We start from the raw sequence: 7419 nt of genomic DNA on the forward strand, positions 1-7419 counted from the left end.
CGGATGTGGTTTCCATACCCATTCCGGATATGCCCGCACCGGACATTTGCATTCCTGCACCGGATGTGGTTTCCATACCCATTCCGGATATGCCCGCACCGGACATTTGCATTCCCGCACCGGATTTTTTCATCCCTACTCCCGACATTCCCGAACCGGATGCCCATTTGCCCACTCCAGAAGGGAAGACATAAGAACTCAGGCTTTCCTCGGGAACTTGCTGCATCGAACCAAACAGAGAACCGGAAACCCGATCGCCAACCCAATCGCCTTGTCGTTCGTAAAGAGCCTCGATCGCTTCACCGCCGCCACTGCCGCTTAATTGCAGGACTTTTTTGCCGACGAGTTCTTGTTCCCAAGATACGGTTGTAAATTGGTCTTCGATCCAGTCGGAAGGATAAATGGGCGGAACGCGAACGATGCCCGATCGCGCCAGAATTAGCCAACGACCGTCTACACAGCGATAGCCGATTTCTACACAGTAATCGCGATCGCTAACGGGGATGGGAACATACCACTCTCGTGCCAGTTCGTCGCAGGGGTATTCCTGAACGCTGTGGGGATTTTGAATTTCCAGTTTGACGTTGGTGACATCATAAATCCGCAATGCCAACTGCTGTCCCCCTTGACGGCGCAGTTCCTCTTTATGGCTTTGAGGAATATCCCAATAGGCATAACACCATTGTGGATCGCGAGGCATTAAAACAACAATGCTTTCCCCGTAACCGCCGGGTAAATCCGCCAATCCTTCATCAACAGAGGCAAGGGTTGCTTCTACTGGGGCTTCTTGACCGACTTGAAATTTTGAGGCTTCCACTTCTGGTTCTTCTTTTGGGGGACTAATAGGATGAGAATTGACAGAGGAATTAACGATGAGTTGAGGCGGTGTTACCAAGTGTTCGGCAACTTCGCGAATAGCAGTTAGCAGTTGCGCTTTCCGCATCCGACTATAACGAGAAATATTATATTTGCTGGCGACTTTACGAAGTTGCCGCAAGGTCATTTCTTCTAAAGGTAGGCGTTCATTGGCCATGGTTTTTTTGAGATGCTAGCGACAGGTCGTTTAGGTTTAAGTTCAAACTGGAGAATCTAACTGATGTCAATCGCTATTTCTACCAGTAGTTTACTAACAATCCCCTGCTCCCAAATAGAGGTAACTTTAAAAACTAAATCTAGTTTTTGTACCATTAGTCCTCTAGATTTTTTTGGGGATCGTTTGTCTTGGTGCGCGTTCCCTTGGCGAATTCGATTGTTCCGGTAGGTCGCACTGCATGATTGGGGATCGCTTGGTTAACCTCATGTAACAAAATTTCTCAAGGTTCGGTCAAGGGTATCTCGAAAGGATTTTCCGGGACTGTACGAAGTTATCGGCTCTTGCGGGATCGCTCTGTTATTGTTTCCTGACAAAACACAAAATCAGTTCGGCCACTCTTTTTCCTCAGATCGGGATTCAGTTGTGCGAATGCACGATATGAGCTATCAGTGGACAGGGGACAGAATCAGTTACCAGTCACCAGTTACCAGTCACCAGTTACTAGGCTTACGATTGGCTATTCTCTACTTCCTAATTCCTATTTTTCAAGGAGCGATCGATTTTGGGCATTGACCTACGCAGTTACGTCTTCCTCGATAACCTTCAACCTCAGCACGCAGCTTATATTGGAACGGTGGCTTTGGGATTTTTGCCGTTACCCGGCGATACGTCTTTGTGGATCGAGATATCCCCCGGAATTGAAATTAATCGCATTACAGATGTGGCACTCAAATCAACATCCGTGCGTCCGGGGGTACAATTTGTAGAACGATTGTATGGCTTATTAGAGATTCATTCTCCCCGTCAAGGAGAAACGAGAACGGCAGGACAAGCAATTTTAAGCACTCTTGGGGTCACGGAACGAGAACGTCTCAAACCTCGTGTAGTTTCTAGTCAGATTATTCGCAATCTCGACGCGCATCAAGCACAGTTAATTAACCGGACTCGTCGCGGACAGATGATTTTAGCGGGACAAACTTTGTATGTTTTGGAGGTGACTCCGGCAGCTTATGCGGCTTTGGCGGCCAATGAAGCGGAAAAAGCGGCGAGTATTAATATTTTACAGGTCTCGGCGATTGGTAGTTTTGGGCGCTTGTATTTGGGGGGAGAAGAACGAGATATCATTGCCGGATCTAAGGCTGCGATCGCGGCTCTTGAAAGCATCCCCGGTCGCGAACATCCTTCGGGAAGTAAGGAATAATATCAATTCACAATTTGTATTTGCAATTGACATCAAGTTAGGCAGCAACTTGAATTTTACCTTTTCTGACGGCCCAGAGGAGACGTTGGGCGATCGCTTTTTCTTCTTCATCAAAGCTATCACCATCGGCGGCTACCTTTAAACTTTTGCAAATACTGGGGCTGAGAGTACCGTTTTGGGTCGCGGAAACGAAGATTTCAGAAAGGGCGTGAGGGAAGAGGTCAAAGTTAAGCATTGTTTTGGGGGTTGTGTTTTCGATGTGCTTATCATTCCAGTTTTGACCAGAAAGGGAAGCGATCGCGTCTACAGGTGTAGCGTGAAGTTCGTCGCGATCGCGGGTGATGCCTCTCGGTGGGGATGAGTGAATTCACGCAGGCATTGAGGTGATGGAGAGTCAGGGGGAGGTGCGATCGCGATCGCATGGATCGCTTGCAAACCTTGTTCGGTATGATTTGATTAATCTATGAGTTCATTACGACATTGCCAATTTATTTTCATCCCATTTTTTTGCTTTCTTTAATTTCTTTCGTAACTCAATGAAGAGATTCCAAAATATTATTGAATCTCTTTTTTTTGCTGGCTTTAGAGAATGTCGATATGTCTACATCTATGTCTCTAATATTCAATCGCTTAAACATACTTCTCATACTTGTCTGATTTGCAAGAAGAAGCGATCGCTTTCATAATGTCACCCTCAACATTAGAGAATTTTGAGCAAGTATTTTGGCGATTCTTCGTAGCCCTGCCGAAAATAGAATTTGTGCGCTAATTTCCGCCTTGAATGACAATGGACTTCGAGGCGATCGCATCCCCGTTTTCTCGCGGCAACTTCCCCGCATTCTAATAATTTCATCCCCAATCCCAAACCTCTCGCACTCTCCGAAACGCATAAATAACTCACTCGACAAAAATCCCCAATTAAAGCGAGTTGGGGAAGGAAATGTAAGGAAATAAAACCTAATATTTGTGAATCTTTCTCAGCAACAAAAAGTAAAGCATCGGGATGTGAGATTTGTTGATAAACTTTTGTAGTAATAAACCCATCCGTACCGGGATAATCAAGCTGGGTGAGTAAATCTGCGATCGCGATCGCATCTTCGATAACTGCCTCTCGAATCAACATCTCAAACTCAACAATAATATGGGCAATTCTTCTCGTGTAGCCTAGCATGGTTGGGATATAGTATTAACTTCAGAGAGGAGTCATTCACGGTTAAAGTTATCCCATCTTTCCCGCCCCTTGCTCATGCCGCGTCCCCAACCCCAAATCAATCCCTATCTCTGGGCTGTCAGTCCTATCGCTGCCCAATTGTCTCCCCCCAATGTCATCGATGGGAGATATAAGATCGTCGCCCCGCAAATTTGGCAGGATATCTATTCTGAGCGATCGCCACTCCTCCCCAATCCCATTCCCGAGCATTATCTACCTTATTTGCACCTATATTCCTATCGACTACATCTCCCTGAAGTTTATGGGATTTGTGACTTCAAAAATTCGACGATCCTGCTGCTCAATAATATCCCTGTAGACGATGGCGGCGTTCTCTCTCCTACCCTTGAAGATGCGTGGATCGATGCCTCGGGATTGCGGCAAATCTATTGGTTGTGGCAAATTTTAAACCTGTGGAATCCTCTTTGCGATCGCGGTGTCGGGGCTTCTCTCTTAGTCGAGGAGAACTTAAGGGTTGAAGGATGGCGATTGCGCTTGCGAGAACTCTTCACCAATACCGAACGCTTAGGCAATTCCCAATCGCGATCGCGAGGGGGAGGCATCGCGACAGCCAAAGCCCCAACCATCGTTACTCTGCGAGAATTGGGAGAAAGCTGGACTTCTCTCGCCCGCAAAGCCAGCCCGGAAATTGCCCCCAAACTCGAAGCGATCGCGGCAGAATTAAAACGCGACGGCATCACTTATACAACTCTCCGTAAAACCCTCAATCAACTTCTCCTCGAACAAGCGGCACGCAAACCCCTCCGCATTCAAATTGCCAGCGCCACGGATACGGGACCGCAACAATTGAGCAATGAAGATAGTTACTATCCCACTACCGAAGAAATCGCCCGCAATGGCATCCAAGAACCCGGCAGCCTCATTTCTCACCTCATGATGATTTGTGACGGCATTGGCGGTCACGAGGGCGGAGAAGTCGCCAGCCAACTTGCTATCCAATCTCTAAAACTGCAAATTCGCGCCCTGCTAGCAGAATCCGTCGAAGATCCGGAATTGATGCCGCCGGATTTGGTGGAAGAACAACTGACCGCGATCGTTCGCATTGCCAATAATCTCATTTGTTTTCGCAACGACGAACAAAAACGAGAGTCGCGGCGGCGCATGGCTACAACTTTAGTGATGGCCATACAACTTCCTCAACAAGTCGCCAATTTAGAAGTTGGCGTGGGTAATAGTCACGAACTCTATCTCGTTCACGTCGGAGACAGCCGCGCCTATTGGATTACAGAAAACTATTGCCAACTGCTGACAGTGGATGATGATGTCACCACGCGGGAAATTCGGCTGGCACGCAGCCTTCCCGTTACCGCCACTCAGCGCCCTGATGCGGGGGCATTAACCCAAGCCTTGGGAACGCGAGAAGCCGATCGCCTACGCCCCACGATTCAACGCCTAATTGTCGAGGAAGATGGCATTTTATTACTCTGCTCTGATGGGTTAAGTGATAATCAGTTACTCGATCGCTCTTGGCAAGAGTTTGCCCCCAATGTCCTAGCCGGGCGACAAAGTTTGGAAAGTGCGGTGGAATATTTAATTAAACTGGCCAATCAGAAAAACGGCCATGATAATACGTCCATTGTTGCCGCCTTGTATAGTGTTTCCTCTGTTTATTCGGGATTGGTCAATGTTGCCGAACTTTCTCGAGAAGCGACGGAAATTCCCGCCGAATTCGACAACCCTTTACCCCTCGAACCCAGTAATGGCAACAATGGAAATGGTTGGGTGGGAACGGATCTGCCGTTGGAAATGCCAGAACCCGAGCCAGAACCCGAAGCGCGATCGCAGCCGCCAGAACCTGAAACGAAAGAAGAAATCTGGGAAGAAGAAAGAGTTCGCTATTCCATGCCATCGATCGATCCCGATGACCTGCCGGAAGAGGTGAAAATTGAATCAGAGAATGATGTTGATTCTCTGTTTGAAGATGTGGAGATCGAGGAGGAATTGGCGATAGGAGAAGGAAAAGAAAGAACAATGTCCAACAGCCGGATCGATTGGGTGGCGATCGCCATTGCGGTTGTCCTGTTAGCAACCGTCAGTGCGATCGCTTTTTACCTCAAAGGTCGCCTCGATCGCGGTGAAAATCTCTTTCCTTCTTGGCTAATTCCTGTCGAAGAAACTCAAGAATGACATCGCCAAAAATCTTCGCTTAAGATTGAATTTTAGGAGGAAGTCAAAATTATGGCTTATAAACGCAGAAAAGCGCTTTTGATTCTGGGGGAACTGAATAATAGCGACCTCGATTGGATGTTACACGTGGGCAAAAAAGAAAAACTTGCCAGCGATCGTGTTCTCATTTATGAAAAAGAACCCATTAATGCTTTATATTTTGTCTTGAGTGGAAAATTTGCCATCTGGATCGGCGATCGGGAATTGGCGCAAATTTCTTCTGGGGAAATAGTCGGGGAAATTTCTTTTCTCGATGAACGTCCTCCCCTCGCAACCGTGAAAGCCCTTGAAGATTCAATCGTTCTCGGTATTCCGAGATGGCAACTTCTCAGCCAATTGCAACGAGACGAACATTTTGCCGCTCGTTTTTATCGGGGTTTAGCGAAGTGTTTGAGCGATCGGATGCGCGATACCGTGCGACGTTTGGGGTATGGTTTAGAATTTGCAGAATTATATCGGGAAAATAACGAATACGATCGCCTTGAAGTGGAACGATTGGAGTTAGCAGAAGCAAAGTTTGAATGGTTGCGCCAACACAGTCACGGTTAAATTATCTGCATTTTTGTGCTTCAATTTCTACTATCATATAATTACGACAAGCCAAAATTGATAATGATGTCAATTACAACCGAACGAGTCCGATGGACTATAGATGATTTGGCAGGTTTTCCGGATAATGGAAATCGCTATGAGATTATTGATGGAGAATTATTTGTGACCCGCGCACCTCATTGGAAACATCAAGATATTGCTGGCGCAATTTATGCTGAATTACGATACTGGTCGCAAGATCGAGGTTCTGGACAAGCAGCTGTTACTCCTAGTATTGTTTTCTCGGATACTGATAGTGTAATTCCTGATGTTGTTTGGGCAAGTGATGAATCTTTAGAGAATCTTCTCGATGATGCAGGACATTTGACGGGTGCGCCGGAGTTAATTGTTGAAGTTTTATCTCGAACTGCTAGCGATCGCAAGCGAGATTATGAAACCAAGGTTAAGTTATATTCAGTGCAAGGGGTTTTGGAATACTGGATCGCAGACCGAGAACGGCGATCGCTGGAAGTCTATCGTCGAGAAGCAGGACAATTAAAAAAGGTGATGACGTTATATCAAAGCGATCGCTTGACCAGTCCTTTATTAGAAGGTTTTAGCGTATCTTTAGAGAAGATATTCGGGTGATTTTAAAATGGGTTATTTATAGAATTTTGGATGCGATCGATTTGCCTGGGTGCGTCGATTTCTATCCACAGTTCCAGTGCTTTATTAAAATGAGTTTGGCTTTCAGGATTGTTTATCGTTTGGTAGGTTAGCGCAAGTTGGTAATGTGCTTCAGCAAGATCGCATTTTGCTCCAATGTTCTTTAAAATTTTAATAGATTCGTGATGATAATCAAGAGCATTTTCAAAATTTAATTGAATTCGATAGATTTCGGCTATTCCTGTGAGCGCTTTTGCTTCAACTTGAGTATAGTGACTTTCTTTTGAATACTTGATAGCTAAATTGAACATCTCACGAGATTTCTTTATATCTTGTAAGTTCTTATATGTTAATCCGAGAAATATTTTTCCATATCCAGCACTCCAAGTATTATAATTTATGTTTTTTACGGATTCATAAATGTTATCAGCTAATATCTTTGCATTTTTTGTATATGCTTGTTTGTTTTTGCAAGAATAAATGAAAACAATACAAAAAATATTATCAAGAGTTAGATTATTTTTATATAGCAATTTCCTAATTCATGAGGTACAGTAGCAGCAATGAGTGTACCAATTACGGATATCGTTC

10 protein-coding genes are annotated in these 7419 nt (G+C 45.4%); 5 read left to right on the forward strand and 5 right to left on the reverse strand.

What is annotated here, in order from left to right:
- A partial coding sequence (locus tag AC6RV6_RS28325; protein ID WP_500244251.1) for a DUF4912 domain-containing protein occupies window positions 1–1033 on the reverse strand: 1033 nt, incomplete at its 3' end.
- A 429-nt stretch (window positions 1034–1462) separates the two neighbouring features.
- Between AC6RV6_RS28325 and AC6RV6_RS28330 the strand changes: the two genes are divergently transcribed.
- Both AC6RV6_RS28330 and ccmP read left to right on the forward strand, forming a co-directional pair.
- The gene (locus AC6RV6_RS28330; protein WP_500244252.1) at window positions 1463–1606 is read left to right on the forward strand and encodes a hypothetical protein; all 144 of its coding nucleotides are present in this window, start codon (window positions 1463–1465) and stop codon (window positions 1604–1606) included.
- Window positions 1596–2234, forward strand: coding sequence for a beta-carboxysome protein CcmP (gene ccmP, locus AC6RV6_RS28335; protein WP_500244253.1), 639 nt, complete (start codon window positions 1596–1598; stop codon window positions 2232–2234). The genes AC6RV6_RS28330 and ccmP overlap by 11 nt, the downstream gene beginning before the upstream one ends.
- 37 nt (window positions 2235–2271) lie before the next feature.
- Here ccmP and AC6RV6_RS28340 read toward each other — a convergent pair whose 3' ends face one another.
- From AC6RV6_RS28340 to AC6RV6_RS28350, 3 genes are all read right to left on the reverse strand, one after another.
- A complete protein-coding gene (locus AC6RV6_RS28340) occupies window positions 2272–2469 on the reverse strand; it encodes a hypothetical protein (protein ID WP_500244254.1) in 198 nt (65 codons plus the stop codon).
- A 68-nt stretch (window positions 2470–2537) separates the two neighbouring features.
- Window positions 2538–2669 carry a hypothetical protein gene (locus AC6RV6_RS28345; RefSeq protein ID WP_500244255.1) on the reverse strand — a complete coding sequence of 44 codons (132 nt, stop codon included), beginning with the start codon at window positions 2667–2669 and terminating at the stop codon, window positions 2538–2540.
- A 265-nt stretch (window positions 2670–2934) separates the two neighbouring features.
- Complete coding sequence (locus AC6RV6_RS28350; RefSeq protein ID WP_500244260.1) at window positions 2935–3357, reverse strand: GNAT family N-acetyltransferase; 423 nt, start codon at window positions 3355–3357, stop codon at window positions 2935–2937.
- 123 nt (window positions 3358–3480) lie between these two features.
- On the opposite strand from AC6RV6_RS28350, the gene AC6RV6_RS28355 reads away from it, so the two are divergent.
- The 3 genes from AC6RV6_RS28355 to AC6RV6_RS28365 all read left to right on the forward strand — a co-directional run bounded on the left by AC6RV6_RS28355 (window position 3481) and on the right by AC6RV6_RS28365 (window position 6810).
- Window positions 3481–5592: a PP2C family protein-serine/threonine phosphatase gene (locus tag AC6RV6_RS28355; protein ID WP_500244256.1), complete on the forward strand. Its 2112-nt coding sequence runs from the start codon at window positions 3481–3483 to the stop codon at window positions 5590–5592.
- Between the two features lie 51 nt (window positions 5593–5643).
- The gene (locus AC6RV6_RS28360) at window positions 5644–6180 is read left to right on the forward strand and encodes a cyclic nucleotide-binding domain-containing protein (RefSeq protein WP_500244257.1); all 537 of its coding nucleotides are present in this window, start codon (window positions 5644–5646) and stop codon (window positions 6178–6180) included.
- Between the two features lie 63 nt (window positions 6181–6243).
- On the forward strand, window positions 6244–6810 hold the full coding sequence (locus tag AC6RV6_RS28365; protein ID WP_500244258.1) for a Uma2 family endonuclease: 567 nt from the start codon (window positions 6244–6246) through the stop codon (window positions 6808–6810).
- Window positions 6811–6812: 2 nt separating this feature from the next.
- Here the strand turns inward: AC6RV6_RS28365 and AC6RV6_RS28370 are convergent, their stop codons facing one another.
- A complete protein-coding gene (locus AC6RV6_RS28370; RefSeq protein ID WP_500244259.1) occupies window positions 6813–7361 on the reverse strand; it encodes a tetratricopeptide repeat protein in 549 nt (182 codons plus the stop codon).
- Between the last annotated feature and the right edge of the window lie 58 nt (window positions 7362–7419).

Source organism: Spirulina sp. LEGE 11439, assembly GCF_059821285.1.